The organism is Rhodococcus sp. NPDC058639 (assembly GCF_042717545.1).
Taxonomy (GTDB): domain Bacteria; phylum Actinomycetota; class Actinomycetes; order Mycobacteriales; family Mycobacteriaceae; genus Rhodococcus.
This window is the reverse complement of record NZ_JBHXRF010000002.1, coordinates 271,315-297,642: the sequence shown is the minus strand read 5'-3', so window position 1 is coordinate 297,642 and position 26,328 is coordinate 271,315. Positions and strand designations below refer to the sequence as shown.

General features: G+C 67.8%; 25 protein-coding genes. 3 read left to right on the top strand and 22 right to left on the bottom strand.

The features are described 5' to 3' along the window. The first annotated feature begins 180 nt into the window (after positions 1–180). Positions 181–372 (top strand): DUF3073 domain-containing protein, encoded by a 192-nt coding sequence (locus ACFWU2_RS04320; protein WP_072701946.1) that lies wholly within the window; start codon positions 181–183, stop codon positions 370–372. Positions 373–620: 248 nt separating this feature from the next. On the opposite strand, the gene purM is transcribed toward ACFWU2_RS04320, so the two are convergent. The 14 genes from purM to purS form a co-directional block, all read right to left on the bottom strand. Further along, a complete protein-coding gene (gene purM / locus ACFWU2_RS04315) occupies positions 621–1,694 on the bottom strand; it encodes a phosphoribosylformylglycinamidine cyclo-ligase (protein ID WP_378601438.1) in 1,074 nt (357 codons plus the stop codon). Positions 1,695–1,819: 125 nt separating this feature from the next. Beyond that, a complete protein-coding gene (purF, locus tag ACFWU2_RS04310; RefSeq protein WP_378601435.1) occupies positions 1,820–3,406 on the bottom strand; it encodes an amidophosphoribosyltransferase in 1,587 nt (528 codons plus the stop codon). Positions 3,407–3,518: 112 nt separating this feature from the next. Further along, entirely contained in the window at positions 3,519–3,905 is a 387-nt protein-coding gene (locus ACFWU2_RS04305) for a sterol carrier family protein (protein WP_378601432.1), read from the bottom strand. Between the two features lie 11 nt (positions 3,906–3,916). Beyond that, positions 3,917–4,567 (bottom strand): CPBP family intramembrane glutamic endopeptidase, encoded by a 651-nt coding sequence (locus ACFWU2_RS04300; protein ID WP_378601430.1) that lies wholly within the window; start codon positions 4,565–4,567, stop codon positions 3,917–3,919. Beyond that, a complete protein-coding gene (locus tag ACFWU2_RS04295; RefSeq protein ID WP_378601427.1) occupies positions 4,564–6,339 on the bottom strand; it encodes an alpha/beta hydrolase in 1,776 nt (591 codons plus the stop codon). Before ACFWU2_RS04295 ends, ACFWU2_RS04300 begins: the two co-directional genes overlap by 4 nt. A 3-nt stretch (positions 6,340–6,342) precedes the next feature. Further along, positions 6,343–8,622, bottom strand: coding sequence for a phosphoribosylformylglycinamidine synthase subunit PurL (gene purL, locus ACFWU2_RS04290; protein ID WP_378601424.1), 2,280 nt, complete (start codon positions 8,620–8,622; stop codon positions 6,343–6,345). Between the two features lie 68 nt (positions 8,623–8,690). Then, the gene (locus ACFWU2_RS04285) at positions 8,691–9,281 is read right to left on the bottom strand and encodes a Uma2 family endonuclease (protein WP_378601421.1); all 591 of its coding nucleotides are present in this window, start codon (positions 9,279–9,281) and stop codon (positions 8,691–8,693) included. Between the two features lie 97 nt (positions 9,282–9,378). Further along, positions 9,379–10,677: a M18 family aminopeptidase gene (locus ACFWU2_RS04280; protein ID WP_378601418.1), complete on the bottom strand. Its 1,299-nt coding sequence runs from the start codon at positions 10,675–10,677 to the stop codon at positions 9,379–9,381. A gap of 282 nt (positions 10,678–10,959) precedes the next feature. After that, the gene (locus ACFWU2_RS04275; protein WP_378601415.1) at positions 10,960–11,574 is read right to left on the bottom strand and encodes a TetR/AcrR family transcriptional regulator; all 615 of its coding nucleotides are present in this window, start codon (positions 11,572–11,574) and stop codon (positions 10,960–10,962) included. A gap of 72 nt (positions 11,575–11,646) precedes the next feature. Continuing rightward, positions 11,647–13,896, bottom strand: a complete 2,250-nt coding sequence (locus ACFWU2_RS04270; RefSeq protein ID WP_378601412.1) for a cytochrome P450 — start codon at positions 13,894–13,896, stop codon at positions 11,647–11,649. 20 nt (positions 13,897–13,916) lie between these two features. Beyond that, positions 13,917–15,074, bottom strand: a complete 1,158-nt coding sequence (locus ACFWU2_RS04265) for a serine hydrolase (protein WP_072701967.1) — start codon at positions 15,072–15,074, stop codon at positions 13,917–13,919. Between the two features lie 45 nt (positions 15,075–15,119). Continuing rightward, complete coding sequence (locus tag ACFWU2_RS04260; RefSeq protein ID WP_378601408.1) at positions 15,120–15,965, bottom strand: SDR family NAD(P)-dependent oxidoreductase; 846 nt, start codon at positions 15,963–15,965, stop codon at positions 15,120–15,122. A 180-nt stretch (positions 15,966–16,145) separates the two neighbouring features. After that, the gene (purQ, locus tag ACFWU2_RS04255) at positions 16,146–16,823 is read right to left on the bottom strand and encodes a phosphoribosylformylglycinamidine synthase subunit PurQ (protein WP_378601405.1); all 678 of its coding nucleotides are present in this window, start codon (positions 16,821–16,823) and stop codon (positions 16,146–16,148) included. Beyond that, on the bottom strand, positions 16,820–17,065 hold the full coding sequence (purS, locus tag ACFWU2_RS04250) for a phosphoribosylformylglycinamidine synthase subunit PurS (RefSeq protein WP_072701971.1): 246 nt from the start codon (positions 17,063–17,065) through the stop codon (positions 16,820–16,822). Before purS ends, purQ begins: the two co-directional genes overlap by 4 nt. A 180-nt stretch (positions 17,066–17,245) precedes the next feature. On the opposite strand from purS, the gene ACFWU2_RS04245 reads away from it, so the two are divergent. Beyond that, positions 17,246–19,492, top strand: coding sequence for a heavy metal translocating P-type ATPase (locus ACFWU2_RS04245; protein ID WP_378601402.1), 2,247 nt, complete (start codon positions 17,246–17,248; stop codon positions 19,490–19,492). A gap of 51 nt (positions 19,493–19,543) precedes the next feature. Here the strand turns inward: ACFWU2_RS04245 and ACFWU2_RS04240 are convergent, their stop codons facing one another. Beyond that, positions 19,544–20,458, bottom strand: coding sequence for an LLM class flavin-dependent oxidoreductase (locus ACFWU2_RS04240; protein WP_378601399.1), 915 nt, complete (start codon positions 20,456–20,458; stop codon positions 19,544–19,546). Between the two features lie 4 nt (positions 20,459–20,462). Beyond that, positions 20,463–20,942, bottom strand: a complete 480-nt coding sequence (locus tag ACFWU2_RS04235; RefSeq protein ID WP_378601396.1) for a carboxymuconolactone decarboxylase family protein — start codon at positions 20,940–20,942, stop codon at positions 20,463–20,465. Positions 20,943–21,076: 134 nt separating this feature from the next. Here ACFWU2_RS04235 and ACFWU2_RS04230 point away from each other — a divergent pair, with 134 nt between their 5' ends. Next, positions 21,077–21,721 carry an MBL fold metallo-hydrolase gene (locus ACFWU2_RS04230; RefSeq protein ID WP_378601393.1) on the top strand — a complete coding sequence of 215 codons (645 nt, stop codon included), beginning with the start codon at positions 21,077–21,079 and terminating at the stop codon, positions 21,719–21,721. A 27-nt stretch (positions 21,722–21,748) separates the two neighbouring features. Here ACFWU2_RS04230 and ACFWU2_RS04225 read toward each other — a convergent pair whose 3' ends face one another. The 6 genes from ACFWU2_RS04225 to ACFWU2_RS04200 all read right to left on the bottom strand — a co-directional run bounded on the left by ACFWU2_RS04225 (position 21,749) and on the right by ACFWU2_RS04200 (position 26,324). Beyond that, complete coding sequence (locus ACFWU2_RS04225; protein WP_378601390.1) at positions 21,749–23,392, bottom strand: FAD-binding dehydrogenase; 1,644 nt, start codon at positions 23,390–23,392, stop codon at positions 21,749–21,751. Positions 23,393–23,451: 59 nt separating this feature from the next. Beyond that, positions 23,452–24,156: a DUF2334 domain-containing protein gene (locus ACFWU2_RS04220; protein ID WP_378601387.1), complete on the bottom strand. Its 705-nt coding sequence runs from the start codon at positions 24,154–24,156 to the stop codon at positions 23,452–23,454. Positions 24,157–24,219: 63 nt separating this feature from the next. Next, positions 24,220–24,915 carry a 5,6-dimethylbenzimidazole synthase gene (gene bluB, locus ACFWU2_RS04215; RefSeq protein ID WP_378601384.1) on the bottom strand — a complete coding sequence of 232 codons (696 nt, stop codon included), beginning with the start codon at positions 24,913–24,915 and terminating at the stop codon, positions 24,220–24,222. A gap of 5 nt (positions 24,916–24,920) precedes the next feature. Beyond that, positions 24,921–25,415, bottom strand: coding sequence for a glutathione peroxidase (locus tag ACFWU2_RS04210; protein WP_378601381.1), 495 nt, complete (start codon positions 25,413–25,415; stop codon positions 24,921–24,923). A gap of 25 nt (positions 25,416–25,440) precedes the next feature. Continuing rightward, positions 25,441–25,956, bottom strand: coding sequence for an SRPBCC family protein (locus ACFWU2_RS04205; RefSeq protein ID WP_378601378.1), 516 nt, complete (start codon positions 25,954–25,956; stop codon positions 25,441–25,443). Beyond that, complete coding sequence (locus ACFWU2_RS04200; RefSeq protein WP_378601376.1) at positions 25,953–26,324, bottom strand: ArsR/SmtB family transcription factor; 372 nt, start codon at positions 26,322–26,324, stop codon at positions 25,953–25,955. The genes ACFWU2_RS04205 and ACFWU2_RS04200 overlap by 4 nt, the downstream gene beginning before the upstream one ends. Positions 26,325–26,328 lie beyond the last annotated feature (4 nt).

Sequence of the window (26,328 nt, the reverse complement as noted above, 5' to 3'; positions counted from 1 at the left end):
ACGCGAGATCTTCATTGCCGCTGGTCGGGTCCGTTTGAGACGTAAAGGACACCGGCCCCGACAGGTGCGTGGAAGCGGAACCGACTTTTCCACGCTAAAGTGGGCCACAGGAAAATACTCAACTCACCGGGGCCGCCAAATTTCCCCAGGCCGCCCCGTCAAAGCGCGAGGGGGTTAGTCATGGGCCGCGGCCGGGCTAAGGCAAAGCAGACCAAGGTTGCACGGCAACTCAAGTACAGCTCGCCGTCCACCGACTTCGAGAACCTCCAACGAGAGTTGTCTGGCGGTGTAACCAACTCGCAGCGTGACGAGGTCTTCGCAGACCAGCGTTCCGGTTGGGACGACGATTATGACGACGATTTTCGTCGTTGACTCACCTTTCTCTCTGACGGAGGGGGCAGCCGAGAATTCGGCACCCCCTCCGTCAGTGGTGTAGTCGGCTTTTTACCGAGTGGGCCCAGCGGCGGTAACGCCGCGACGGTCCACCTTTCGGCGTAGCTACCGTCCCGCACCGCCGTTCGTTCGGCAGGCGGGAATGCACAGTAGGCCACAAGATTTCACACGACACAGGTCCGGTCCCCCACCCATCGGGTGAGGGACCGGACCTGTGTCGTGGGGGCTCAGAAGCGCGGGTGGTCGCCCGCCAGGATCGCCCGATCGTCGGCGCCGTCCTGCGCCCGGCGGACCGTACCGAGGGTCCAGCAATCGATGTGGCGGGCCGTGAGCACCGCGAGGGCGCGATCGACGTCCTCCGGAGCCACGATCGCCACCATGCCGACGCCCATGTTGAACGTCTTCTCCATCTCGGCGCGCTCGACACGGCCACGCTGGGCGATGAGACCGAACACCGGCGCCGGGCTCCACGTCGTGCGATCGAGTTCTGCGACAAGCCCCTTCGGCATCACGCGCGCGAGGTTCGCGGCGAGACCGCCACCGGTGACATGGCAGAAGGTACGCACCTCGGTCTCGGCGGCGAGCGCGAGGCAGTCCTTGGCGTAGATGCGGGTCGGCTCGAGCAGTTCCTCACCGAGGGTGCGCCCGAACTCGTCGACGTGCGCGGTCAGGCTCATCTTGCCGATCTCGAGCAGCACCTTGCGAGCGAGCGAGTATCCGTTCGAGTGCAGGCCCGACGCGCCCATGGCGATCACGACGTCCCCGGGACGGACCCGCTCGGGACCGAGCAGTTTGTCGGCCTCCACGACGCCCACGCCGGTCGCGGAGATGTCGTAGTCACCGTCGGACATCACGCCGGGGTGTTCCGCGGTCTCGCCACCGAGCAGTGCGCAACCCGCCTGGACGCAACCCTCGGCGATGCCGGCGACGATCTCGGCGACCCGCTCGGGAACGACCCGGCCCACTGCGATGTAGTCCTGCAGGAACAACGGTTCGGCGCCGCACACCACGAGGTCGTCGACGACCATCGCGACGAGGTCGAGGCCGACGGTGTCGTGCTTGTCCATCGCCTGCGCGACCGCGAGCTTGGTCCCCACACCGTCGGTGGACGCCGCGAGCAGCGGTTCCTTGTAGTCGCGCTTGAGCGCGAAGAGGCCCGCGAACCCACCCAGACCGCCGAGCACCTCCGGGCGGGTGGCCTTCTTCGCATGCGGCGCGAACAGTTCGATGGCACGGTCACCGGCCTCGATGTCCACGCCCGCTGCGGCGTAGGAAGCTCCGGGGGTTGTCTCCTCGGTCATGAGTTGTCGGCTCCAGCCTCGAGTTGTGTCGATCTACTGATAAAGGTGGTCGGTATCCGTCACGTGGCATGCAGAACGCACGCCGAACAGTGCCGACCGCGGGACTTACGGTACCCGACCAGGTTCTACGGCCGACTCAGAACGTCTGCGTTGGCGTTCTCGAGGACCGTCGGGGTCGGGGAATCCGTGTCGACGACGCCGTCGAGCGAGTCCTTGACGACCGCATGACCGTTCGGGAGCGGGATCGGGTAATGGCCGTCGAAGCACGCCGCGCACAAGCGCGTTGCGGGCTGCTCGGTAGCGCCGATCATCCCGTCGATCGAGATGTAGCCGAGCGAGTCGGCCCCGATCGAGCGTCGCACCATCTCGACCATCAGGTCGTAATCGTGCTCGTCGTCGTTGTCACGATCGCGGGTACCGCCACCGTTCGCGATGAGTTCGGCCGGCGACGCGAAGTCGATCCCGTAGAAGCACGGCCACTTCACCGGTGGCGACGCGATCCGGACGTGGATCTCGAGGGCCCCCGCCTCGCGGAGCATGCGGATGAGGGCGCGCTGGGTGTTGCCCCGCACGATCGAATCGTCGACGACGACGAGGCGCTTGCCGCGGATGACCTCGCGCAGCGGGTTGAGCTTGAGCCTGATCCCGAGCTGGCGGATCGTCTGGCTCGGCTGGATGAAGGTGCGGCCCACGTAGGCGTTCTTCATCAGGCCCTGGCCGTACGGCAGGCCCGATCCCTGGGCGTACCCGACTGCGGCGGGCGTACCCGACTCGGGAACCGGGATGACGAGGTCACCGTCGACCGGGTGTTCCTTGGCCAGCCGGCGGCCGATCTCGACGCGCGTCGCGTGGACGGAGCGGCCGGCGATGGTGGAGTCCGGGCGGGCGAGATACACGTATTCGAACACGCATCCCTTGGGCTCGGGGGCGGCGAACCGCGACGAGCGCACGCCGTTCGCATCGATTGCGAGGAGCTCACCGGGCTCGATGTCACGGACGAACGATGCGCCCACGATGTCGAGGGCCGCTGTCTCGCTCGCGACCACCCAGCCGCGATCGAGGCGACCCAGGGCCAGTGGCCGGATACCCCACGGATCGCGCGCGGCGTAGAGGGTGTGTTCATCCATGAAGGTCAGGCAGAACGCGCCTTGGAGGGTCGGCAGCAACTGCATGGCCGCTTCTTCGATGGTGCTGTCCCGTGCACCGTGCGCCAGCAGTGCCCCGACGGTGTCGGAGTCCGAGTTCGCTGCGCCGGGACGCTTCGGGTCGAGCACGCCGAGCCGGCGGCCACGCTCGGCCAGAGCCGCGGTGTTCACGAGGTTGCCGTTGTGGCCCAGGGCGACACCGGAACCGGACGCGGTGGTGCGGAAGATGGGCTGCGCATTCTCCCACGTCGCGGAACCGGTGGTCGAGTAGCGGCAGTGGCCGATCGCGATGTGGCCGGGCATCGCGGCGAGCGTCTGCTCGTCGAAGACCTGGCTGACAAGACCGAGGTCCTTGAACACGAGGACCTGCGAGCCGTCGGTGACGGCGATACCCGCCGCCTCCTGGCCACGGTGTTGCAGAGCATAGAGGCCGTAATAAGTGAGCTTGGCCACGTCTTCGCCAGGAGCCCACACTCCGAATACGCCACACTCCTCGCGTGGCTCGTTCTCGGGTTCGTCGGAGGCGAGAAGATTACGTGTGTGAACCGACAGATCGGCACTGGTCACGGAGGTGCTCCCTGAGGCTGGACAAGGGCGGGGCTGTTTCATTCTACGGGCCACGGACCGATATTCGGACCGTGGACTCGGCTTCGGCGGTGTGGACCGCTCAATTCGGACATCACACCCGGATCAGCGGAAGCCAGTGGGCGATTTCCCCGGCGCGGCTTCCCGAGGCGTCAATGGCTCCCGAGGCGATCGCGTCGTCGAACGTGAGCTTGCCCGCCGCCAGACGTAACCAGGTGAGTGCGTCGGTCTCGACGACGTTGGGGGGCGTCCCTCGCGTGTGCCGGGGGCCTTCGACGCATTGCACCGCGACGAACGGCGGCACCCGCACCTCGACGCTGGAGCCGGGTGCGATCTGTTCGAGGGTGCGGGCGCTGAGCCGCACCGCGGCCGCGAGGTCGGCACGGGCCGGCCTGTCGTCGCTGCGTCCCGACACCCACGGCTCGACGCGGCCGAGGGCGGCTCTCAGCTCGGCGGGATCGACAGTTCTACGTGGTGCCATGTTCCCGGAGCCTAATCGCGGTGCTCATGTGTGCCTTTCGCTACCCGGCCTGTAGCCACCCGGACTGCGACAGCCCCGCCCACATTGACGGCCAGATGCGCGAGCGCAGGTGCGAGGATACTGCCGCTGCGTACACGCAACCACGCGAACACCAGGCCCGACAGCCCGGTGACGAGCATCGTGCCGGCAACGCTGTCGCCCTCGATCCGGGCCGGGCGGATGTGCCAGAGGCCGAAGACGAAGGCCTGTGGGACAGGACCGACCAGGGCCGTCAAGGCGCTGCGGAACAGCAACTCTTCCGCAACGACCGTGCCGACCGGAATGTGCAGCCCGATCCATTCGTAGAAGTCCGGACGGTATGCGCGATCCTCGTCGACGAAGTGCGCGCGGAGGCCGGGCACCGCCAGTGCGATGACGTACCCCGCCGCGACCGCCGTCGCCGCGCCTCCACCCCACCGCAATCCGGCGCGCGTGCGGGCGGGGTCGAATCCGAGAGCGGCCGCGTCCACTCCGGACGCACGAGTCGCCAGGACCGCGCTCACTCCCGCCGCGGCGGCGAGCAACCCGCGACCCCGAGGGCCGGACCGGACCGCGGGCAGGGCCGCACCGAGCGCGAGCGTCGCGGCGGACGCGGCCACCCCTCGCCACGACCCGGGCGTCACTTCTCCGGCCCTTGCACTCCCCGCAACTGCTCGAGTGCGGTGCGGGCTCGTTCGGTGTCGTCGGCGGTCCACCCGTCGGGTCGCGCAATCGCCAGCCAGCCGTCGAGCACCGCCGTGCCGTAGTTGTGGCCGTGCCCGTCCGGCACCCCGGCCGCGTTCGTCAGGTCGGCGGACACCTGCCAGAACGTCACGAACGGGAACCACCGCATCTGCGGCAGACGGTCGTGCCCCGGCGGTTCCGCGAGCCAGTCGGGCCGGCTGAATATCAAGTCGGGTGACCACCACACCACCGGATCGGAAGTGTGCTGGATGTAGAGGACGCGCGGCGCCAGCCACGCCGCGTCGGGTTCCGGAACGGATTCGCTTCCGCCGGCGAATCGCACGACGAGTCCGTCGGCGTACACCGGCAGCACCTCCGGTGTGCCGGGATCTCGTCGCTCGACGATCTGCCGCCACAATCGGTTCGAGTTCGGCGGACCGACCCAGAGGATCCCGTCGACGCTCGAGCGGATCTCGCCGATGCTGTCGAACGCTCCCTCCCCGGACTGGGTGCCGAGGCTCTCGCCGTAGATGTACAACTTCGGGCGGTCGTCCTCCGGCAACTGCGTCCAGCGCTCTCGTACGCGGTCGATGAGCATCTCCCCTGCCGCGGCGGCCTTCTCGCGGTCGGCGAGGAACGAGATCCAGCTCGGTAGGTACGAGTACTGCCATGCGACCATCGCGAGGTCGCCGTTGTGGACGAGTTCCATCGCCTGCGCGGCTGTCGGATTGACCCACCCGGTACCGGTGGTCTGGATCAATGCGAGCACCGATCGGTCGAACGCGCCGGTTCGTTCGAGTTCGGCGACAACGAGATCCGCACGCTCTTCGGGGGTGTCGGCGGAGTCGAGCCCGACATACACACGGATCGGGTCCTGCGCGGGTACGCCGCTGATGGCGCTGAGTTCGCCGGCGTCGAGGCCGCGCGAGACGAAATCTCTGCCCTGGAACCCGAGGGATTCCCAGGGGGCATGCGAATCGGGGCTGCCCGACTTCATGGACTCGGTCGGCTGGAGAGTTCCCTCGCGGGTCGTGTCGTCGTGCAGACTGAACGCTTGATTGGTGAAAAAGTATGCGCCGCGCAGCAATACTCCGTCGATGAGCATGAACGTGGCGAGCACGACGACGAGCACACCGAGAGTCCGGGCCAGCCCGAGAGGCACGCGGGCACGCCGGATCAGTTGCCCGGCCACCCAGCGGCCGATGTCGTGCAGGGCGCGCCAGAGTCCGATCAAGCCGGCTGAGACTCCGAGGCTGAGCAGAATAGTGCGCAGATACCCGCTGGTCGTGGTCCGTTCCGCTCCCATCAGCGCGGCGAGCTGGCGCTGATCGTCGGCGGCGAGAACGAGCGCGACGAGAGCCGCGACGACTCCCGCGACCGGTATCGCGACCTTGAACGCCCGGACGACGGGCAGCGGCGGCGGCCACCACCGCCTGCCGGACAGCAGGAACCGGTGGACGGCCCACCCGACCGCGCACCCGACGCCGTAGCCGATGGCGGCGTTGATGCCGCCGACGATGCCCTGAAACAACCAGTCCCGGGGCAGCAGCGACGGCGTCAACGACCAGCAGAAGAACAGTGAAGCGAAGGCGATGCCGGTGAAATCCAGGCTCAGCCGTCCCCACACCCGCGCGGGCAGAGGATAGCGGTCACCGAAGTCGTTGACCGCCGCGACGATTCGGCCCCTCCGGGCCGCGATCGCCGCCAGCCGCTCGACCTGGCTCGCCGGCATGGCCTACCCGAACAGAGCCGGGAGGGTGCCTTCCCACACCTCGCGAAGTTCGTCCATCGGGATCGAGAACTGACCTTGGATCTCGATGGAGTCGGAACCCTCGTCGACGACACCGATACGCACCCACGGCATGTTGCGCGCGGTGCACATCCCGGTGAACCGGGATTCCTCCGTGCGAGGCACCGCGACGAGCACCCGGCCGGCGGATTCGGAGAACAGCGTGACGAACGGGTCGGCGCCCTCGGGCAGCAGGATCCGGCAACCGGTCTCACCTGCGAGCGCCGCCTCGACGACGGCCTGCGCGAGGCCGCCCTCGGACAGGTCGTGCGCAGCCGAGATCAGTCCGTCGCGCGAACCGGCGAGCAGGATCTCCGACAGCAACCGCTCCCGCTCGAGATCGACCTTCGGGGGCACGCCGCCGAGATGGTCGTGCTCGACCTGTGCCCAGATGGACCCGTCGAACTCGTCGCGGGTCTCCCCCAGCAGGATCAGCGTCTCCCCGGGTTCGAGACCGAGCCCGGTGGGAATGCGGCGATGCACGTCGTCGATCACGCCGAGCACAGCCACGACCGGCGTCGGCAGGATGGGCGTCGAGCCCGTCTGGTTGTAGAAGCTGACGTTGCCGCCGGTGACGGGGATTCCGAGTTGCGCGCACCCGTCGGCGAGCCCGCGCACGGCCTGCTGGAACTGCCACATCACGGCCGGGTCCTCCGGCGAACCGAAGTTCAGGCAGTTCGACACGGCCTTCGGGGTCGCGCCGGTGGTGGCGACGTTGCGGTAGGCCTCGGCGAGTGCGAGTTGCGCGCCCGTGTACGGATCGAGCTGGGTGTAGCGGCCCGATGCGTCGGTGGCCAGCGCGATGCCGCGGCCGGTCTCCTCGTCGATTCGGATGACACCGGCGTCGGCGTTCTCGGCGAGCACGGTGTTGCCACGCACGTAGCGGTCGTACTGCTCGGTGATCCACTTGCGGCTGCACAGCGCGGGTGATGCGAGCATCTTGCGCAGCGTGGCCTCGAGTTCGGCGGCCGTCTCCGGACGCTTCAGCCCGGCGGTGGTGTTCGCTACCAGCGCGTCCTGGGTTTCGGGGCGCTGCACAGGACGCTCGTAGACCGGGCCCTCGTGGGCGACGGTGCGCGGGGGCACGTCGACCACGGTTTCACCGTGCCAGTCGATGACGAGGCGATCTCCGTCGGTGACCTCGCCGATCACGGTCGCGAGCACGTCCCACTTCTTGCAGACCGCCATGAAGGCGTCGACGTTCTCGGGAGTGACCACCGCGCACATGCGTTCCTGCGACTCGGACGAGAGCACCTCGGCCGGGGTCATGCCGGTTGCCCGCATCGGGACTCGCTCGAGGGAGATGTGCATTCCACCGTCACCGGCCGCGGCGAGTTCGGATGTCGCGCAGGACAGTCCGGCACCGCCGAGGTCCTGGATGCCGACGACGAGCTTCTCCCGGTACAGGTCGAGGCAGCACTCGATGAGCACCTTCTCGGTGAACGGGTCGCCGACCTGCACGCTCGGCAGCTTCTTGGGCCGGCCGCCCGCGCTGTCGTCGAAGGTCTCGGACGCGAGAACCGAGACGCCGCCGATGCCGTCGAGGCCGGTGCGGGCTCCGAACAGAATGATCTTGTTGCCGGTTCCGGACGCGAACGCCAGGTGGAGGTCTTCGACGCGCATCGCGCCCGCGCACAGCGCGTTGACGAGCGGGTTGCCCTGGTACGAGGCGTCGAACACGGTCTCGCCACCGACATTGGGCAGACCCAGCGAGTTGCCGTATCCGCCGACACCGCGCACGACACCGTCGACGACGCGCCGGGTGTCGGGGTGGCTGGGATCGCCGAAGCGAAGCTGGTCCATGACCGCGATCGGCCGGGCCCCCATCGCCATGATGTCGCGGACGATGCCGCCGACGCCGGTCGCGGCGCCCTGATAGGGCTCGACGTACGACGGGTGGTTGTGGGATTCGACCTTGAAGGTGACGGCCCAGCCGTCGCCGATGTCGACGACGCCGGCGTTCTCGCCGATGCCGGCGAGCATCGAGGCGCGCATCTCGTCGGTGGTGGTCTCGCCGAAGTACTTCAGGTGCACCTTGGACGATTTGTACGAGCAGTGCTCGGACCACATGATCGAGTACATGGCGAGTTCGGCGTCCGTGGGGCGGCGCCCCAGGATTTCCTTGATGCGCGCGTATTCGTCGTCCTTGAGTCCCAGCTCCCGGAAGGGCTGAGCGACATCAGGAGATTCGGCGGCGTGGGTGACGGTATCCACGTGCGGTGACACTGGGCGTCGGGTCCCTTCACTCTGGGATCGAAAAACAGCAGGCCGGGCGGGCACTGCCGGGAGCCAGTCTATCGGGGAGAGGGCTCGGCAGGCTTCACCGGTGCGGGGGCGAGGCCGGGAAGCTCGAGGGTGATGTCGTGACCCGCCGCTTTCAGAGCGGTCGTGCCTGTGTGCTCGCCGTCGTAGCGGTACCAACCGTCGTCGAGGGTGAACACCGCGACCACCGGCGGTCCGTCGAGATCGACGATCCAGTATTGCGGCACGCCTGCCTCGGCGTATTCGGAGAACTTGGTGACCCGGTCGGTGCGGGCGGTGCCCGGCACGGTGATCTCCACGACGAGCCGCACCTCGGCGATCGGAGCGCGATCGGGGTCGGCATCCACCAGCGCCCGGTCCACGACGATCACATCGGGCACCCGCACCGTCAGCGGATTCTCCGACACCAGCACCTCGACGCCGCCGAGCACGCACAGGTCGTCGGGCAACTCGCGGTCCAGTTGCATGGCAAGGACCATCTCGGCGTGATCGTGTGCGGCGCCCGGTGCCGGTGCGACGACGAGCACGCCCTCGCACACCTCGACGTGATGGTTCTCGTGGTCCGGGAGCGCAACCCACTCGTCGAGGGTCAGCAGGTGATCGGGATACGACGGGCTGCTCACGCCAACACTCCCGTTCATTCCGGGCCGGACAGGACCACCCCAGTCTGTCACCGGTGGGCTCAGCGGTCTCGGGAACCGCCGGTCCCGGAGATCCGGCTCAGACCGCGGGCGTCAGGAACGCAGCGAGAGCATCGGCGTAGCTCGCGACGTCGGCGGCTCCCATGAGTTCGCGGGCCGAGTGCATCGCGAGCTGGGGTGCCCCGACATCGACGGTGGTCAATCCCGTGCGCGATGCCGTGATCGGACCGATCGTCGAGCCACACGGCAGATCGGCCCGGTGCACGTACCGCTGCAACGGCACGCCGGCCTGCTCACAGGCGAGCGCGAACGCCGCGGCCCCGGCCGCGTCGGTGGCGTAGCGGAGGTTCTGGTTGACCTTGAGCACCGGGCCGCCGCCGACCAGGATCCGGTGGGCGGGTTCATGACGATCCGCATAGTTGGGATGGGTCGCGTGGGCCATGTCCCCCGACGCGACGACCGACCCCGCCAGCGCCCGGAGGTAATCCTCGCGGCCGCCGCCGCGCACCAGCGCTATGCGTTCGAGGACCGTGGTGAGCAGGTCGGAGAACGCACCCCGGTCGGACATACTGCCGACCTCTTCGTGGTCGAACAGGGCGAGCAGCGGCACCGGGCCGGCGTGCGCCGCGACGTGATCGGCGGCGTGCAGCATCGCCTGCAGCCCGGTGTAGCAGGTGACCTGATTGTCCAGCCGCGGTGCGCTGACCAGTTCCCCGTCGGCGCCGACAAGGGAACTCGGCGCCAGATCGTGGGTCATCAATTCCCATCCGAGCACGTCCCGGGCGTCGACCCCGGCTTGCCCGGCGACGTACGCCAGGAACGAACGGGGTTCGCTGCCGATGCCCCACACGCCGTTGAGATGCCGCTGCGGGTCCAGTTGCACGCCTTTGCGGTCTTCGGACAGATGGATCGCCAGCTGTGGAACACGCAGCACGGGAAGGTCGACGCGCACGAGGACGTCGGTGGAACCGGATCCCGAGCGCACCGTCAGCCGCCCGGACACACCGAGGTCACGGTCGAGCCAGGAATTCAGCCAGGCTCCGCCGTACGGTTCGAGTCCGACGAGTCGCCATCCGGCGGACGCGAGGTCGGGATGCTGTTTCACCCGGAGGTTGGGGCTGTCGGTATGCCCGCCGACGATGCGGAAGGGTCGCGCCGGATCGGTGTCGTCGCCTTCGGTGCTCCACGCGACGAGCGATCCGCCGCGGACCAGGAAGTACCGTCCCGCCTCACTCGGCCAGCGCTGCGACTCGTCGAGTTCGGTGAAGCCCGCGTCGTTCAGCGCGGCCGCGACGGTCGCGCACACGTGGAACGGCGACGGCGACATGTCGACGAAGTTGCACAGGCCCGGGGCATCCGCTTGCGTCATCGAAGGCATGTCTGCATCCTCGCACTTCCGGATACCTCCGACCGGATACCCCTGACACGAGAGACCACGCCGGAGCCCCGATGTCGGCGTCGAAGCCCGTTGCAGGACAAATCGGGGACGAGTTGTCAGGACAAATCGGGGCGAGCCGGGCACACTGGTGGTCGGTGCCCCTATCGAACGAACGGTGGCGCCGGCCCGGGACCCGATCGGGGGGTTGAGCTCCGGGTTTCACGGACGAGGGATCTCGCAGCCGATCGGGACGGCACGCGAGATCCCTCGTTCCGTATGTCGTCAGCCTGTGCGGTGCAGGCAGAACAACCACTGCTCCGCGAGCACGGAGACGAGCCGTTCGAAATTCTCGTCGTGCCCCTGCACCAGCGCGAAGTGGAAGTTGCGGTCGGTCGACATCAGCATGGACGTCACGTGCAGCCGTGCCCGCAGCCGCGCGTCGTCGTCCGACTGCCGCCCCAGCAGGTTGTCCATACCCGACGCGACACGGCGCAACATGGCGAACCATTCGTCGGACACGAGTGGCTCATGGGAGAGCGCCTGCTCCATGCTCGCGAACTCGGCCCGGTGCGCCCGCCAGAACAGCGCGTGCTCGTTCAACCAGGCCGTGACGTCGCCGAGCGACGGGTCCTCGAACGCGTCGAGCCGCCGGTAGGCGTCCCGGATCGGCTGTTCGAGCGCCGACATGTGCCACTGCACGATCTCCGCCTTGGACCGGAAGTGCAGGTAGAACGTCGCGCGGGACACGCCCGCGGCCTTGGCGATCGCCTCTGCCGTGGTGGAGGTGTATCCCGATTCGACGAACAGTGCCCGTGCCGATTCGATGAGTGCCTCACGCGTCGCGCGTTTCTGCTCGACCCGCGTCATCTTCGGCACGACCGCCGTTCTCGGTGCCACTCACCCTCCCGCATCTCGTCGCACGAAACCCTACCGGTCCCGCCGCCGGAATCCGATCGAGTTTTCGCACGGTCAGGCATCGAGCACGAGCTTCGAGCACCCCTTCTCCGCGCGCGAGACACACATCATCATCGTCTCGTTCCGCTCCTGCTCACCGGGGGTGAGGATCGAGTCTCGATGGTCGGCGCGTCCCGCGAGAATCCGGACCTCGCAGGTGCCACACGTCCCTTCCTTGCACGACGACAACGCCTCGATACCGTTCTCCTCCGCCACGTCCAGCACCGATTTCCCGGCGGGCACCGTGGCGGTGATCCCGGATCGGGAGAAGTCGACGTCGAACGCCACGTCCGGTTCGGTGCGCACGATCTTCTTCGCGGCGAAGCGTTCCGTCACCAGCGACCCGACCGGCCAGTGCGCGCTCGCGGCTTCGATCGCCTGCAGGAGCGGCTCGGGACCGCAGCAGTAGATCAGCGTGTCCTCGGTGGGCTCGGCGAGCAACGTACGCAGATCCAGCAGACCGGTTTCGTCCTGCGGGCACACGGTGATCTTGTCGCCGAACCGCTCGAGTTCGGAGAGGAAGGCCATCGACGCGCGAGTGCGGCCGCCGTAGAGCAGCTCCCAGCGGGCACCGTCGGCCTCGGCCTGCGCGATCATCGGCAGGATCGGGGTGATGCCGATTCCTCCGGCTACGAAGACGTACCGCGAGGCCGGGAGGAGACGGAAGTTGTTGCGGGGGAAGCCCACCGTCACGGTCGCACCGTCCCGCAGCCGGTCGTGCACGTACTGAGATCCACCGCGCGAATCCGGTTCGCGGAGCACACCGATCCGCCAGCGTGTGCTGTCCTGCGGAGACGACGACAGCGAGTACTGCCGCAGCAGAACGTCGTCACCGTCGCCGAGCCGAACTTCGATGTGCGCGCCCGGCTTCCACGTGGGCAGCGCGCCGCCGTCGGGGTGGCCGAGGGTCAGCGACACCACCCCGTCGGATTCGTCGCGGCGCTCGAGCACCGTGAGTTCCATGTGCCTTGCGGTCTTGGTTTTCGCTCGCTCGATGTCGGCGACATCCCAGGTCACCGGCAGGGTCCGGCGCACCGGAAGCAGCGCGATCGGCAGGAAGTCGAGGGGAACCTCCGCTGCCGGACGCAACGACGGGAGCCGTTCGAAGAGCACCTTCAGTGCCGTCGCGCCCTGGACCCGCGCGAGTGCCTGGCCGAGGCAGGTGTGCCGGCCCTGGGTGAACGCGAGGTGGTTCTCGGGTTCGGGGCGGTGGATGTCGAACTCGAACGGGTGCGGGCACCGCGCCGGGTCGGTGTTGGCGCTGGCCAGCGCCAGCCACACCATGTCGCCCTTCCGGATGTGCGCGCCGCCCAGTTCGATGTCCTGCTGCGCCTGACGCGCGGCGAACGGTGACGACGGCCTGCGTCGCACGGTCTCCTCGAACACTCGCTGCCAGAGTCCGGGATCCTCGATCGCCTCGGCGAGGGTCTCCGGGTTCCGCGCGAGGAACAACACCGCGTTCGACACCGCCTGAGTGGTCGAATCGACGCCGGCCATCGCGAATTCCGTGAGATGCACCGCGATCTGGGCCGACGACAGCATCCGGTTGCCGTCCTTGTCGTTCACGATCGCCATGTCGGAGATCAGATCGGTGCCGGGGTTCTCACGACGCTCGTCGATGATGCGGCGCAGCACGAGGGTCGCATCGATGTAGCGCTGCCAGACCTGGGTTCGCAGCGGCTCGGCCATCGGTTCGGCAGCCGACGCGAGGATCATCGCGAAGTCGTCCCGGAGTTGGCGCATCATCGCGTCGTGCTCGTACCCGAGACCCATGTGCGCCATGATCGTCTGCGTGGTGAGTTCGAGCGCGTAGTCCGTCACGAGGTTGCCGGAGCCGCGTGCCTCGAAGCCGTCGACGACGCGGTGTGCGCGCGCCTCGATCTCCGGCTGCAGCGCCTCCATGCGTTCTTTGGTGAACCCGCGCTGCGCGACGAACCGGTGGTCGGTGTGGCTCGGCGGATCGGATCCCACCAGCATCTGTGTGATCAGGTCCGGGGGCACGATCGCCCGGAACTGTTCGGGGACGTCGATGGTGCCGCTGTTACCGCCGGAGGTGAACCGCTGCCAGTCGGCGAGCACCGTCTCGACGTCTTCGCGGCGGTTGACGATCCACGCGTTGAGGTACGGGTAGAAGAACACGGGCGTCTCGTCCCGGAACTTCGCGAAATGTGCTGCGGGGTCGGTGAAGTAGTCGTCGCTCAGTGCGTCGAAACCGTGCGCGACAGGGCACCGGGAAGCGGAGGGAACTTCGGGCGTAAGGGTCATGTCAGGTCTTCCCGGAGGAGTCAGAGGGCGGCCGCGGCGGCCATGGTGGAGAGCTTCTGGAATCGCGCGACGTTGTCGCCTTCGTCCATGCAGCCGGCCGACAGGAATACGAACGTCATGTCGAGTTCGGGGTCGACCCAGAACAGGGACGACCCGGCACCGTAGTTGCCGAAGGTACGAGGTGAGGTGAAGGGTCCGAAGAACGATGCGTGGGGACCCGTGCCGGACAAGGAGAATCCGAGACCGAAGTTTCCGGGCGGGGTTTCCCATCCGCGACTCGCGGCGATGCCCGCGTAGAGATCATTGGGCATGTCACCGGTCTGCAGGGTCGTGGCGTGGTCGACGACCACGGGAGCGACGAGGTGCTGTCCGTTCACTTCGCCCTTGCGGCGGAACATCTCGGCGAAGGCGAAGATGTCCTCCGCGGTGCTGACCGCACCGACCCACGGGATCTCCGCGGCCTCGGTGATGGTGTCGTTGAGGTTTTCGATGTCCGCCGGCGACAGCCAGCCGTTGTCGGGTACGTATGCCTTGAGCGGCACCGCGTCCGCGCGCCACGCGTCGGGCATACCGAACGCCGTCCGCGTCATCCCGAGCGGCTCGAAGACGAGATCCCGCGCGAGGTCCCGGAAGTGTTCGTAACCGTAGGCACGACGGACCATTTCACCCATGAGGGCGTGGTTGATCGACGGCGCGTAGTTGAGGTTGGTCCCGGGTTCGTTGACGACGTCCACGGAGCACAGCGCGTCGATCACGTCGGCGAGTACCCCGAAGCGCTCCGGTCCGAGGCCGGGATTGGGGGTGGCGGGCATTCCCGAGCGGTGTGTGAGGAGATGGTGGAGGTTGATGCGGTCCTTGCGCACCGAGCGGAAGACGTCGGTGCCGAAGAACTCCGGGATGATGTCGACGACCCGCGTCGACAGCGCGAGCTTGCCTTCGCCGAGGGCGCGGTACGCGAGCGTGTTGGTGAACGCCTTCGACATCGAGAGGATGCGGAAGACGCTGTCCGGGCGCAGGGCTGCGTCCGTGGCTCGTTCCGCGTAACCGATCGTCTCGTGCACAGCGATGTCGCCGTGACGGGCAACGATGATGTTGACGCCGTCGTAGTCGCCGCGGTCGATGTCGCGGCGGATCTCGTCGGTGAGCCGGGTCAGTGCGGTGGGGTCCAGAGCGGGCATGGTGTCGGTCCTGTTTCTCTCGGTGCGGCGGGTATCAGCGGTGGGTCACATGACCAATCCGCCGGACGGCGAGAACGTCTGACCGGTGTAGTAGGAGCCCTCTGCACCCGCGAGGAACAGCACCGTCTTGGCGATCTCCTCGGGGGTGGCGGGCCGCTTGATGGGCTGCATCGAGATGAGGAAATCGGAGAACTCCTCGTCGCTCTGGCGGAACAGCGGCGTGTCGACGGCCCCGGGCGCAAGAGAGTTGACACGGATGTTGAAGGGAGCCAGTTCGGTCGCAGCCTCCCGGGTCAGGCCGAGCACACCGGCTTTGGATGCCGGGTAGTACGCGGGCATCGCCACCGACATCAGCGCGGCGGCCGAGGAGAAGTTGATGATCGCGCCGCCGCCTGCCTTCTTGAGCAGCGGCACCGCGGAACGCATCGTGTAGAAGGGGCCGTACAGGTTGATCTTCAGGACGCGGTCGAAATCCTCGTCGGTGATGGTTTCGTAGAACTCCGGGTTGTGCTGCCGGCCTTCCTTCATCGCCTCGAAGCCCTTGTAGTTCTCGGCGTTGAGGGCGTCGAGCGCCGCTTTGTTGGGAGCGTTGACGCCTGCCGCGTTGACGAGCACGTCGAGCCGGCCGTGCTCACGCTCGACGGTGGCGAAGGCTTCGCGCACGGCGGCACTGTCGGCGATGTCGAGGGGAACGGCGTGGACTCCGGGGAGCGCCGCGAAGTCGCGAGCGAGGTTCTCGGCCGAGATGTCGGCGCCGTAGACGACGGCGCCCTGGTCGGCGAATGCCTGCGCGGTAGCAAGACCCATGCCCGACGCGGCACCGGTGATGAAAACGACCTTGTCCTGGAACTGCATACGAATCTCCTCGGGGATGTGCGGCAGCTGGCTCACTCGTCCTCCGCCACCGGTAACGCAGAGCATGACACTTTGGGTAGACGTATGTCTAGTGAAACTTTTCCGCTGCAGGTGAGGACAGGTATTTCGACGAGGAAACGACCGGAACGAGAGGCCCGACCAACAGAAAAACCCCCGCCGTCCGATGGACGGCGGGGGTTTCGGTGGATCAGGAGATCAGGCGTTGACCACCGCGTCGAGCGCGCTGTAGAAGATGCCGAGCCCGTCGTCGCTGGGGCCGGTGAGCGCCTCGGTGGCGTGCTCGGGGTGCGGCATCAGGCCGACGACCCGGCCGTTCGCCGACGCGATGCCCGCGATGCCTCGCTGGGATCCGTTCGGGTTCTCGCCGACGTAGCGGAACACGACCCGGCCTTCGCCCTCGAGTTCGTCGAGCACTTCCTGCGAGGCCTGGTAACGGCCCTCGCCGGACTTGAGCGGTACCAGGATCTCGGCACCCTGCTCGTAGCGCGACGTCCAGGCGGTGGAGTTCGACTCGACCTTCAGCCACTGGTCGCGGCACAAGAAGTGCAGACCTGCGTTGCGGGTCAACGCGCCGGGCAGCAAGCCCGCTTCCGCGAGCACCTGGAAGCCGTTGCAGATGCCGAGCACCGGCATTCCACCGCGCGCCGCCTCGACGACCTTGGTCATCACCGGAGCGAACCGCGCGATGGCACCGCACCGCAGGTAGTCACCGTAGGAGAACCCACCGGGCACGACGACCGCGTCGACACCCTTGAGGTCGGCGTCACCGTGCCACAGGCTCACGGCCTCGCCGCCGGCAAGCTTCACCGCCCGGGCTGCGTCGATATCGTCGAGCGTGCCGGGGAACGTGATGACCCCGATGCGTGCGCTCATGCGTCACCGTCGATCCGGCGAACCGCCCAGTCTTCGATCACGGTGTTGGCGAGGAGCGCTTCGGCGATCTTCTCCACCTGGGCGTCGTCGACGCTGCCGTCGACCTCGAGTTCGAATCGCTTTCCCTGGCGGACGTCGGTCACGCCCGCGAAGCCCAGCCGCGACAACGCCCCGGCAATGGCCTGACCCTGGGGGTCGAGAATCTCGGCCTTGGGCATGACTTCGACGACGACACGCGCCACGTGCTGCTCCTAGGTAGTAGTGCTGGCGTCCGGGAACGGACACCGGACCCACCGAAGTTTACCGGCTCAGGCACCTTCGGCCGGAACCGGCCGCTGCCCCGCCGGCCAACATCCCCGAGGAGTAGCGGCCTCATACCCCCTAGGGGTATAAAGGAGGGACGACATCGAAGGAGTATCCCCATGACGACCGCTGACACGACGCGTGACGTCGAACTCACCATCGGTGGGATGACCTGCGCCTCCTGCGCCGCGCGCGTCGAGAAGAAGCTCAACCGCATGGAGGGCGTCACCGCGTCGGTCAACTATGCGACCGAAAAGGCGAAGGTCAGCTACAGCGGCGACATCACGCCCGAAGACCTCGTCGCGACCGTCGAAGCCACCGGTTACACCGCAGCACTGCCCGCACCTCCGCGGGCGCAGCACCCCGACACCGAGGACGGCGGACCCGAATCCGACGAAGCCGCCCAATGGAAGCAGCGCCTGACGGTGTCGGCTCTGCTCACCGTCCCCGTGGTCGCACTGTCGATGATCCCGGCCCTGCAGTTCGACAACTGGCAGTGGCTGTGCCTGACCCTCGCATCGCCGGTCGTCGTGTGGGGCGCCCTGCCCTTCCACCGCGCGGCATGGACCAACCTGCGGCACGGCGCCGCGACGATGGACACCCTCATCTCCGTCGGTGTCACCGCTGCATACCTGTGGTCGCTGTGGGCGCTGTTCTTCACCCACGCCGGCATGCCCGGCATGAAGATGACCTTCGAGTTGTTCGCTTCGGGCGGCGGTGAGGAGCACATCTACCTGGAGGTCGCCGCGGCCGTCACCACCTTCATCACCGCGGGTCGCTGGTTCGAGGCCCGGGCGAAGCGCCGCTCCGGCGCCGCCCTGCGGGCGCTGCTCGACATGGGAGCCAAAGACGTCGCGGTGCTGCGTGGAGGCACCGAAACCCGCATCCCGGTGGACCAACTCGCCGTCGGCGACGTATTCGTGGTGCGTCCCGGCGAGAAGATCGCGACTGACGGCGTCGTCGAATCGGGTTCGTCGGCCGTCGACGAGTCGATGCTGACCGGTGAGTCGATGCCCGTGGAGGTCGCCCCCGGCGACGCCGTGGTCGGTGCGACCGTGAACGCCGGGGGTCGCCTCACCGTCCGGGCGACCCGCGTCGGATCCGACACCCAACTCGCCCAGATGGCGCGCCTCGTCGAGGACGCCCAGAACGGCAAGGCGGAGGTCCAGCGCCTCGCCGACCGGATTTCCGCGGTGTTCGTCCCGATCGTGATCGGGCTGTCGCTGCTCACGCTCGCCGCGTGGCTGTTGTTCACCGACGATCCCGTCTCGGCTGCCTTCACATCGGCGGTCGCGGTGCTGATCATCGCGTGCCCGTGCGCGCTGGGTCTCGCGACTCCCACAGCGCTGCTCGTCGGCACGGGCCGCGGGGCGCAACTCGGCATCCTCATCAAGGGCCCGCAGATCCTCGAATCCACGCGCCGCGTCGATACTGTCGTGCTCGACAAGACCGGAACCGTCACCACCGGCGAGATGACCGTCGCCTCCGTCCATGTGGCGCCGGACGAATCGACCGACGAGGTACTGCATCTCGCGGGGTCGCTCGAGCACGCATCCGAGCATCCGATCGCGCGTGCGATCGCCGACCACGCCGCACAGACACGTCCGCTGTCCGGTGTCGAGAGCTTCGAAAACCACGGCGGGCGCGGGGTTTCCGGTGTGGTCGACGGACGTGGCGTGCTCGCCGGGCGGCTGTCCTGGCTGCGCGACGAATGGTCGCTCACACCGCCGCCCAGCCTCCGACGAGAAGCCGAGGCGGCTGAATCCGAAGGCCGGACACCGATTTGGGTGGCCTGGGACGGTGCGGTCCGTGCGGTCGTCGTGGTATCCGACACGGTCAAGGACGGTTCCCGCGACGCCGTGTCCGAACTCCGCGACCTGGGTCTTCGTCCCGTGCTGCTCACGGGTGACAACCGCGGCGCGGCCGAGGCGGTCGCGAAGCAGGTCGGCATCGACGAGGTCATCGCGGAAGTGATGCCCGCCGACAAGGTGCAGGTGATCGAGCGTCTCCAGTCGGAGGGCAGGGTCGTCGCGATGGTCGGCGACGGCGTCAACGACGCGGCAGCGCTGGCCCAGGCCGACCTCGGGCTAGCGATGGGCACGGGAACGGACGTCGCCATCGAGGCGTCGGATCTGACCCTGGTTCGAGGCGATCTACGGGCCGCCCCCGATGCCATCCGTCTCGCGCGGGCAACGCTGCGCACCATCAAGGGCAATCTGTTCTGGGCGTTCGCCTACAACGTCGCGGCGCTGCCCCTCGCCGCGCTGGGCCTGCTCAACCCGCTGATCGCAGGTGCGGCAATGGCGTTCAGCTCGGTGTTCGTGGTCAGCAACAGCCTGCGCCTGCGCAGGTTCGCGCCCCGCTGACTCCGGGCGACGATGGTGGTGTGCGAGATCTTCGGATGTCGTACACCATCGCTATCGCGATATCGCCGACTCCCCGTCGCCGCGTTCGGCCGCAACGAGTTCACGCACCCGCGGCGCGACCTCGGCCGCGAAGCGTTCGAGGTCTGCCGAGTCGTCACTCGCGAGAACGAACGTGCTCGTTCCGTGCTGCAGAGTCAGGTCGGCGAGCTGCTCGGCCCACACCCCCGCCGGGCCGTGCAGAAACGAACCGTCGGCAACATCGGCGAAGGTGCCGGTGATGTTGTACAGCCGGCGGATCTCCGCGGGCTCGCGTCCGGCCTCCCGAGCGCCGTCGTCGACCCGCGCACTCATCTCTGCCAGGACCTCGGGCCCGGCGGCGAACGAACTCGGCAGCCAGCCGTCGGCGAGCCGTCCGGTCAGTCCGAGCATGCGTGTGCCGTAGGCGCCGACCCAGATTCCGAGATCGTGTGCGGGAGCGGGGCCGCGTTTCGCACCGGACAGCGAGTAATACTCTCCGTCGACATTCGCCCCGCCCTTCTCGTCGGACCACAGCGCCCGAATCACCGCGATCGCATCGACCAGCGCGGTCACCGCTTGCCCGGCGCTTCTGCGCGGACCCCCGTTGGCCGCCACCGCATCCCAGAACGCACCCGAGCCGAGTCCGAGTTCGACGCGGCCGCCGCTGAGGCGGTCCAGCGACGCGGCGCTGCGTGCGAGGATCACCGGTCCGCGTAGGGGAAGGTTCGCCACGTTCGGCGCGACCGTGACCGTCGTCGTCCGGGCCGCGATCCAGCTGAGCAAAGTCCAGGTATCGAGAAAACGAGACTGGTAGGGGTGATCCTGGATCGTCACCACATCGAGCCCGGCGCGTTCGGACACGAGAGCGAGATCCACCACTCGGGCCGGGTCAGCGGCGGACGGTGTGAGGAAGCTGCCGAACTCGAGGGATTGCCGGTAGTCGGGCACGACGTCACGATCCTTCCGACTCGGAGCGCGGGGCGTGGCGGCTGACGATGGAGAGGCGATTGAACGCGTTCATGGTGATGGCGACCCATGCGACGGCGGAGAGCTGGTCGTCGGTGAGGTGCGCTCGGGCCTCCGCGTAGTCGCGGTCCTGCTCGTAGCTCGACGGCAGCACTGTCACCGATTCGGCAAGGGTGAGCGCCGCCCGCTCGGCATCGGTGAACAGGTCGGTGTCCCGCCACACCGACAACACCGCGAGCTGCGTCGTCGACACGCCTGCCTTCAGCGCCTCGCGGACGTGAGTGTCGAGACAGTAGGCGCAACCGTTGATCTGCGAGACCCGGATGTTGACGAGTTCGACGAGGGACCGCTCGAGCCCGGCCTCCGCGACGGCCTCCCGAACCGCGCCGGCGACGGCGACCTGCGCCCGGTAGACGGGCCGGGTCTGTTTGTCGATCAGAACGCGGGGCTCTCGGGTTTCGGTCATGTCCGCTCCTCGGGCCGGTCGGCGATCCGTCGTGCATGTGCACCAATTAGTTGACTACGCAACGTACCATCGGGCTCGCGCACGCACCGGAGATCCGGCACGCGACCGACACTGCGAACGGCATACTCGGAGGCATGCGACTGACCCACTTCGGCCATTCCTGCATCCTCGTGGAACACCTCGGGAAGAAGATCCTTTTCGACCCGGGCAACTTCTCGCACGGGTTCGAGGGGATCACCGGCCTCGACGCGATTCTGGTCACCCACCAGCACCCGGATCACGCCGACCCCGCCCGCCTCCCTGCACTGCTCGACGCCAACCCCGGCGCTGCCCTTTTCTCGGACCCGCAGTCGGCGGAACTCCTCGAAGGCGACTGGTCGGCAGTGCGACCCGGCGACCGGTTCACGGTCGGCGACGTGACGATCCGGGGCACCGGCGGACGTCACGCCGTGATCCACCCCGACCTGGCGGTCATCGACAACACCGCGTTCGTCGTGGGCGACGCCGAGAACCCTGCGCGGCTGATGCACCCGGGCGACTCGCTGTACATCCCACACGAACGGGTGGACGTACTCGCCCTCCCGGCGGCAGCACCGTGGCTCAAGATCTGGGAAGCCGTCGACTACCTGCGGGCCGTGAATCCGCGCGTGGCGGTGCCGATCCACCAGGGCATCATCACCGACCAGGCCAACGGCATCTTCTACGGTCGGTACTCCGACATGGCCCCCGACGGCACCGAGTTCCGGGTACTGCCGTACGAGGACGACGTCGAAGTCTGATCTGTACCTGGCGCCGCCGAGGACGGGCTACCGCGCCGCCGCCCGCCCGGCGGCGCGGCCGGAGAAGATGCATCCGCCGAGGAACGTGCCTTCGAGCGAGCGGTAGCCGTGTACGCCACCGCCTCCGAAGCCCGCGACCTCGCCTGCCGCATACAGCCCGTCGAAGACCGAGCCGTCCGCGCGCAACACCCTCGACGACAGGTCGGTTTCGAGGCCTCCGAGCGTCTTACGGGTGAGGAGATGCAGCTTGACCGCGACCAGGGGTCCGGCCTTCGGGTCGAGGATCCGGTGCGGCGACGCAATGCGAGCGATGCGATCCGGCTTGTAGGCGCGGGCCGCGCGCAACGCGACGACCTGCAGGTCCTTGGTGTACTTGTTGGTCATCTCCCGGTCGCGCGACTCGACGACCGAGCGCACCCGCGCGTAGTCGAGCGGCGTCTCGGGCGTCAGCTCGTTCATACCGGCGACGAGGTCGGCGAGGTTGTCGCGGACGACGAAGTCGACGCCACGCCGCATGAACGCATCCACCGGTCCGGGCGCACCCGACCGGATGCGCTGCAGGAGCAAGCGGACATCGCGGCCGGTGAGGTCGGGATTCTGCTCCGATCCGGAGAGACTGAACTCCTTCTCGATGATCTTCTGGTCCAGGAGGAACCAGGTGTGGTCGTGCCCGGTGCGCGCGATGTGCTCGAGAGTGCCGAGGGTGTCGAAACCGGGGAACAGCGGAACCGGCAGGCGATTTCCGGTGGCGTCGAGCCACAGCGACGACGGTCCGGGCAGAATCCGGATGCCGTGGTTCGGCCACACGGGGTCGAAGTTCGTGATGCCCTCGGTGTAGTGCCACATCCGGTCGCGGTTGACGATGTTGCCACCGGCGTTCTCGGTGATCTCGAGCATCCGCCCGTCGACGTGCGCGGGAACACCGGTGAGCATCCGCTTCGGCGGCTCGCCCAGACGCCGGGGCCAGTTCTTCTTCACGAGTTCGAAGTTGCCTCCGATACCTCCCGAAGTGACGATCACGGCTCCGGCAGCGAACTCGAATTCGCCGACTCCCACCCGCGACGATGCGACACCGCGAGCCGCGTCGGTCGGCTCGAGCACGGTGCCCCGCACCCCCGTCACCGCTCCGTCGGTGATCACCAGGTCGTCGACCTGGTGACGGTGCTTCAGCGTGACCAGTCCCCGGTCGACGCCCTCCCGGACCTTACGAGCGAAGATCTCGACGAGAGCCGGTCCCGTACCCCACGTGATGTGGAACCGGGGAACCGAATTGCCATGTCCCGCAGCGTCGTAACCACCACGTTCGGCCCAGTTGACCATCGGGAAGATCTTCAGCCCGCGCTGCTTGAGCCACGCGTGCTTCTCCCCCGTCGCGAATTCGACGTACGCCTGCGCCCACCGACGTGGCCAGCGGTCGTCGACCTCACGGTCGAAGCCCGCCGTGCCCATCCAGTCCTGGAGGGCCAGTTCGTACGAGTCTTCGATACCGAGACGCCGTTGCTCGGGGCTGTCGACGAAGAACAGTCCTCCGAACGACCAAAATGCCTGTCCCCCGAGGTTGTTCGCATTCTCCTGGTCCACCAGGATCACCTTCCGGCCTGCGTCGACGAGTTCTCCCGTCGCCACGAGTCCCGCAAGGCCCGCCCCCACCACGATCACATCTGCGTCCATGCCGCAAACAGTACCGAGCGAACGTACGGCTCGGGACAAACAGTTGCCCACGCAACTCTTCAGACGGTGACGCGCCCCGTCGAGGAAGCCGGCCGGCGATAGACCGCCGGTTCGGCGCCGTGACACAGCGCGGCGTCGATCGCGGCAAGCACGCCCCGCCGGGGACCGGATGCGGCCAGAACCGGTGCGAAAACCGCAAGCCGGAGCGGTTCACCCCGACGCGCCACCCGAGCGGCCCCACTCACCACTACCCGGCGCCGCCACGGCCGTGACGGCGCGCCGTCACCGACGCCGTGGACGCGGGATCTCGTCAGCGTGCCGCCGACCAGGTCGTGGACCCCCGCCCCGTCCACCATGGTCCGGAACCCGACCCCTGGCAGCGCCGCGACGGTGCCGGACGATGCGCGCCACCGCGGAGGCGCGAACAACCGCGTGCGCAACCCCGTCCTGTCGAGCACCCGGTCGGCGGCGAGGAGGCGCAGTCGCGCCTCGTGTCCCGGTAGTGCCGCGAACTCGGCATGCCGTCGGGCGTCTCCACCGTGGTCGTATCCGTGCAGCACGATGGCGTCACCCCCTTCGCGGCGCTCGAGCAGCCACTCCTGCGTGTGCGCGTCACGCACCAGCAGGTAATGCCCGGCGAGCCTGGGGGCGACGAACAGCGACAGCGGCACGCCGCGAGCGTCCATCTCCCGCGCGAACCCGTCGACGACTCCCCGTGTGGTGTTCGTGATTCCAGAGACCGAGACGATCAACTGTCCGTTCACGGGTTCCACCGTCGCATCCGACGGTGAACGCGAGTCGTCGCTCGAACGACGACTACGGGACGATCACACGTCGGCGTCGTGACGTTCCGGCAGTCTCGCGCCGTTCAGCCCTTCGTCGTGCTTCCCCCAGGATTCGAAGTGCACGGCCTCACCGAGGGGGCGGCCCTGCCTCCAGCCGAACCGTTCGAGGTCCGGAACCTCCTGCAGACGTGTCACGGGGCCGAGGCACAGCCAGGCAATCGGGCGGACGGGGTCCTCGACTCCGACGAAGTCGCGGAGGAATTCTTCTTCGTAGAACGATACCCACCCGACGCCCAACCCCTCCGCTGTCGCCGCGAGCCAGAGGTTCTGGATGGCGAGAACTGCTGAGAACAAGCCTGATTCGTCGACGGTATGCCGCCCGAGGATGTGCTTCCCGCCGCGCGACGGATCGTAGGTGACGACGATGCCGGTACGCGATTCGGCGATGCCCTCGACCTTGATGGGGTCGAAGGTCCGCCGCTTGTCCTCGGGTAGCGAATCGGCGAACGCCTCCCTGCATCCGGCGACGTGCTCGGCGAAGGCGGCAAGGCGCTCCGGATCGCGGATCACCACGAAATCCCACGGCTGCGTATTACCCACGCTCGGTGCGTGGTGGGCGGCGGCGAGCACCCGGTGCAGCGCGTCCTCGGGAATCACCTCACCGCTGAACTCGGCGCGCACGTCGCGGCGCATGCGGATGGTGTCGTACAGCGCGTCGCGCGCCTGGGCCGTGAACATGATCGTCAGGCCGGCACGACAGCTTCGATTGCCTCGATGACCTCGGGTGCGTCGGGTTCGGTGCGGGGCCGGAAACGTGCGGCGACGGTGCCGTCCGGTGCGATCAGGAACTTCTCGAAGTTCCACTGGACGTCACCGGCCTCACCCGACGCATCGGGGTGCCTGGTGAGTTCGGCATACAGCGGGTGCCGGTTGTCGCCGTTGACCTCGATCTTCTCCATCAGCGGGAAGGTCACCCCGTAGGTGGCGGAGCAGAACTCCTGGATCTCCTCGGCGGTGCCCGGTTCCTGCCCCATGAACTGGTTGCACGGAACACCGATCACGATGAGCCCACGGTCGGCGTAGTCGTTCGCGAGCTGCTCGAGCGCACCGTACTGCGGGGTCAGACCGCACTTCGACGCAACGTTGACGACAAGGAGGGCGTGCCCCTCGTAGGCTTTCAGGCTCGTAGGCTCACCCGAAAGCGTGTTGATGCTGATGTTCTGCAGTTCGTTGGTCATGCCTACAAGCTAGCCTGCCCCGTGTTCAGTCCTCGGGAACAGCGGCGCCGGACGGCATCCCGGCCGCGAGGTACGCCTCGTACACCAGCCGCCCACGGCGCATTGCACCGGCCGAATGGGGACCGTCGACCGGTTCTCCCGCGAGTGCCGAATCGAATGCGGTGAGACAGACGGTCCATCCGGTCGCGGTTCGCGCGGCGGTGTCGCGCTCCTCGAGGATGTCGACGAACACCAGGGTTGTGCCGTCGGGCGTCGAGGTGAGTTCGAAGTGCAGTTCGTCGCCGCCCCAGGTGTAGACGAGCCGGTGCGGCGCCTCAACGACGAGCACCGTCCCCGTCGCCGGTGCGGCGTTCGGGTCGCCCGAGAACTCGACGGTTCCACCCGGCCGTACGTCGATCACGACGTGGGACGGGAACCAGCGCGCCAGTTCGTCCGCTTCGGTGATCGCGCGCCACAGACGCTCCACCGGGTAGGGGTAGGTCCGCTCGAACCGCACGGCGGGCCGTCCGTCGAATTCGATGTATTCGCCTCGATTGTTCATGTCGAGTCCTTCCGGTCGGTGTCGGCCGGGTCCCCCGTGTTGACCGCAGAATCCGGTCGGTCGATCGTGTCGAGATGGTCGCCCAACGCATCGAGACTGTCGTTCCACAGTCGTCGGTACGGCTCGAGCCAGGCATCGAGCTGTACGAGTGTCTGTGGTTCCAGAGTGTAGATACGGCGGGTTCCTGCCTTGTGGACCTGCACCAGTCCGGCTTGACGCAGCACGCGCAGGTGTTTGGACGTCGCCGGTTGCGAGGTTCCCAGCCGCTCGGAGAGAGCGCCGACGGTACAGCCGCCCTCTCGCCGGATGAGATCGAGCATTGCCCGGCGGTGTGGATCCGCGAGTGCGGACCACAGTGCATCTTCCACTCCA

What these genes read in the sequence shown, in the direction of transcription:
- ACFWU2_RS04320 (WP_072701946.1), top strand. Translation starts at nt 181, where the DNA reads ATGGGCCGCGGCCGGGCTAAGGCAAAGCAGACCAAGGTTGCACGGCAA.
- purM (WP_378601438.1), bottom strand. Translation starts at nt 1,694, where the DNA reads ATGACCGAGGAGACAACCCCCGGAGCTTCCTACGCCGCAGCGGGCGTG.
- ACFWU2_RS04305 (WP_378601432.1), bottom strand. Translation starts at nt 3,905, where the DNA reads ATGGCACCACGTAGAACTGTCGATCCCGCCGAGCTGAGAGCCGCCCTC.
- ACFWU2_RS04295 (WP_378601427.1), bottom strand. Translation starts at nt 6,339, where the DNA reads ATGCCGGCGAGCCAGGTCGAGCGGCTGGCGGCGATCGCGGCCCGGAGG.
- ACFWU2_RS04280 (WP_378601418.1), bottom strand. Translation starts at nt 10,677, where the DNA reads ATGCCTTCGATGACGCAAGCGGATGCCCCGGGCCTGTGCAACTTCGTC.
- ACFWU2_RS04270 (WP_378601412.1), bottom strand. Translation starts at nt 13,896, where the DNA reads ATGACCCTTACGCCCGAAGTTCCCTCCGCTTCCCGGTGCCCTGTCGCG.
- ACFWU2_RS04265 (WP_072701967.1), bottom strand. Translation starts at nt 15,074, where the DNA reads ATGCCCGCTCTGGACCCCACCGCACTGACCCGGCTCACCGACGAGATC.
- purQ (WP_378601405.1), bottom strand. Translation starts at nt 16,823, where the DNA reads ATGAGCGCACGCATCGGGGTCATCACGTTCCCCGGCACGCTCGACGAT.
- ACFWU2_RS04245 (WP_378601402.1), top strand. Translation starts at nt 17,246, where the DNA reads ATGACGACCGCTGACACGACGCGTGACGTCGAACTCACCATCGGTGGG.
- ACFWU2_RS04235 (WP_378601396.1), bottom strand. Translation starts at nt 20,942, where the DNA reads ATGACCGAAACCCGAGAGCCCCGCGTTCTGATCGACAAACAGACCCGG.
- ACFWU2_RS04230 (WP_378601393.1), top strand. Translation starts at nt 21,077, where the DNA reads ATGCGACTGACCCACTTCGGCCATTCCTGCATCCTCGTGGAACACCTC.
- ACFWU2_RS04225 (WP_378601390.1), bottom strand. Translation starts at nt 23,392, where the DNA reads ATGGACGCAGATGTGATCGTGGTGGGGGCGGGCCTTGCGGGACTCGTG.
- bluB (WP_378601384.1), bottom strand. Translation starts at nt 24,915, where the DNA reads ATGTTCACGGCCCAGGCGCGCGACGCGCTGTACGACACCATCCGCATG.
- ACFWU2_RS04210 (WP_378601381.1), bottom strand. Translation starts at nt 25,415, where the DNA reads ATGACCAACGAACTGCAGAACATCAGCATCAACACGCTTTCGGGTGAG.
- ACFWU2_RS04205 (WP_378601378.1), bottom strand. Translation starts at nt 25,956, where the DNA reads ATGAACAATCGAGGCGAATACATCGAATTCGACGGACGGCCCGCCGTG.